At 51.1% G+C, this 2,622-nt stretch carries 3 protein-coding genes; 2 read left to right on the top strand and 1 reads right to left on the bottom strand.

The features are described 5' to 3' along the window. Positions 1 to 1,256 precede the first annotated feature (1,256 nt). Positions 1,257 to 1,484 carry a YgdI/YgdR family lipoprotein gene (locus tag C3406_RS25755; RefSeq protein WP_021243043.1) on the top strand — a complete coding sequence of 76 codons (228 nt, stop codon included), beginning with the start codon at positions 1,257 to 1,259 and terminating at the stop codon, positions 1,482 to 1,484. Positions 1,485 to 1,849: 365 nt separating this feature from the next. Continuing rightward, positions 1,850 to 2,035, top strand: a complete 186-nt coding sequence (locus C3406_RS25750) for a Rop family plasmid primer RNA-binding protein (RefSeq protein ID WP_013772937.1) — start codon at positions 1,850 to 1,852, stop codon at positions 2,033 to 2,035. A gap of 290 nt (positions 2,036 to 2,325) precedes the next feature. Here the strand turns inward: C3406_RS25750 and C3406_RS25740 are convergent, their stop codons facing one another. Continuing rightward, entirely contained in the window at positions 2,326 to 2,517 is a 192-nt protein-coding gene (locus C3406_RS25740) for a hypothetical protein (RefSeq protein WP_021243041.1), read from the bottom strand. Positions 2,518 to 2,622 lie beyond the last annotated feature (105 nt).

Raw genomic sequence — 2,622 nt, 5'->3', positions numbered from 1 at the left:
GCTCATCATCACTAAGAGTCATCAGGGCTCCGGAAGAAAAACCAAACATGGCTTACCTACTGTTAACGGCAACGCAGAAGAAAGGTTTACAGGGTAGCGGGCAGGGATGAAAAAAAAAAAATTGCAGTCAGGCCGGAACGGCTGCTGAACCGGTACAGGCGGGTTCCGGGCGCAGCGCCGGACCAGTCACGGAGCACTAGCGGAGTGTATACTGGCTTAAGATGTAGCATGGCAGTAACACATAGCATTAATGCCACATAAGACAGGCGCAGAAAGTGAAAGAAAACGCGTCAGGAGAAAATGTGATACAGAATATATTCCGCTTCCTCGCTCACTGACTCGCTCCGCTCGGTCGTTCGGCTGCGGCGAGCGGGACGGGCTTACGGATGGATCAGAAATTTCCTGGGGGATGCCAGGAAGATACTTAACGAAGAAAGCATAAGGCCGCGCCAAAGCCGTTTTTCCATAGGCTCCGCCCCCCTGACAAGCATCACAGAATCTGACGCTCAAATCAGTGGTGGCGAAACCCGATGCGGCTTAAAGATACCAGGCGTTTCCCCCTGGTGGCTCCCTCGTGCTCCCCCGCATTCCTGCCTTTCGGTTTACCGGTGTCACTCCGCTGTTATGGCCGCGGTTTCTCATTCCACGCCTGACACTCAGTTCCGGGAAGGCAGTTCGCTCCAGGATGGACTGTATGCACGAACCCCCCGTTCAGTCCGACCGCTGCGCCTTATCCGGTAACTATCAACTTGAGTCCAACCCGGAAAGACACGACTAATCGCCATTGGCAACGGCCATTGGCAAACAGGATGTGCGAGAGATGTCTCAAGAGTTCTTGAAGTGGCGGCCTTAGTGAGGCTACACTGAAAGGACAAATTTGGTGACATGTCTCGCACAAGACTGTTACCACGGTTAGGGGATCTGCCAGGATTACCTAACCTTCGAAAAACCACCTGCCAGGGTGGTTTTTTCGTTTACAGGGCAAGAGATTACGCGCGGAAAAAAAGGATCTCAAGAAGATCCTTTATAAATTAGACATCCAACCTCACAAAGAGGAATACTTAAATCATCTTGGTATATGTATCGGCCGGATTACATCTCATATAAGCCTCCTCCCCGCCTGACACCACACTTTGACCATAGCACCTCGCGCCTAACTCGATATACAGCCCACCATCAAGCCTCTTTTCACATAAAAAATGACCTATAGTTAGATGGTTAGTGACCAAAACTGATATGGATAAAAGGAGCTGGCTTTGAAAAAGATTTTTGTTTCAGTGTTCGCAGCGGCAGTTGCGCTTTCAGCCCTCACCGGCTGCACGCGCACAAGCTATGCCATACACACCAATGACGGTCGCACTATTGTCAGCGACGGCAAACCTAAAGAATCAGACTCAGGCCTGCTTGGCTATACAGACGCGAATGGTGTCAAACAGCAGATCAATAAAACCGACGTTAAAGAAGTCTCCGAAATTCCGCACTGAGCATCTTCTCCGAAAAAGGCCGCTAATGTGGCCTTTTTCTTTACCTGTGGTTCTCCGCCAAAATCCCAGCAAATTGCATCACCAAAGCTAAAAGCTTTCAGGGTTGTCTAAAAAGCACAAGACATAAGAGGAAGTGCGGTATTTTATAATCAAGCCCCCAAGAATTTACCATAACATCCGTTGCCCGCACCGCCTGAGACGCGTTCAGCGCGTTCCTGACGAAACCATGACAAAAACCACAACAAACCACCCCGGAACCCGTCAGAAACGCGCCTGTTAAATTTTAACGGCATGCATGACTATGCACCAGAATGACGCCATGCTCTTTTCACGCAAAAATCATCACCAGACGGGGAAAATCACCAGTGACCAGACAGGAATCCGCCGCCCTCAATATGGCCAAATTTATCCGCGCACAGACACTTCTCCTCCTTGAGCGGCTCGAGCAGATGGATCTGGATGAGGCTGCCGGCTGCTGTGAGCACCTGCACGATCAGGCCGAAGCGCTTTACGCCATGCTGAACGCACAGATAGGCGAGGAAAATGCGTGAAAATCGGTGAACGGGTGCGCAATTCAGTGCGCGGCCGTGAGGCGATGGCGGGGTGTCGGGGCGCAGCCCTGACCAGGGTATTTGTGATGCCGGCGCGTGCGCGGTATTACAAATGCACATCCTGTCCCGGAACGGACACCGGGAAACAGCAAAAAAAACCGGGCGGCACGCCCGGAACTCAATCAAGTTAGATTAGATTACTCTCACTCGTCCATAACAGCATCATGGAACGACGACCACCGTCCGTGACGGCCGCCTCGTTTAAGTATGGACAGAAATACAGAAAATGCTCAGGACGAAATGTAATGAATGCGAACGGATTCAAGAAATTCGAGCATGACAGTCCTTACGGCCGGTTCGGTTTCAGACAAAATCTGCCGGTATGCATCCAGCATCATGGCTCCGGCATCCCCTCCGGCACGCCGTAGCCAGACCGAAACAACGGACACAAGCAGGTGTCGCTCATCATCACTAAGAGTCATCAGGGCTCCGGAAGAAAAACCAAACATGGCTTACCTACTGTTAACGGCAACGCAGAAGAAAGGTTTACAGGGTAGCGGGCAGGGATGAAAAAAAAAAAATTGCAG

Origin of the sequence: Leclercia sp. LSNIH8, assembly GCF_002920195.1 — a bacterium.
Taxonomy (GTDB): Bacteria; Pseudomonadota; Gammaproteobacteria; order Enterobacterales; family Enterobacteriaceae; genus Enterobacter.
This window is presented reverse-complemented; position numbering and strand designations above follow the sequence as displayed.

What these genes read in the sequence shown, in the direction of transcription:
- C3406_RS25740 (WP_021243041.1), bottom strand. Translation starts at nt 2,517, where the DNA reads ATGACTCTTAGTGATGATGAGCGACACCTGCTTGTGTCCGTTGTTTCG.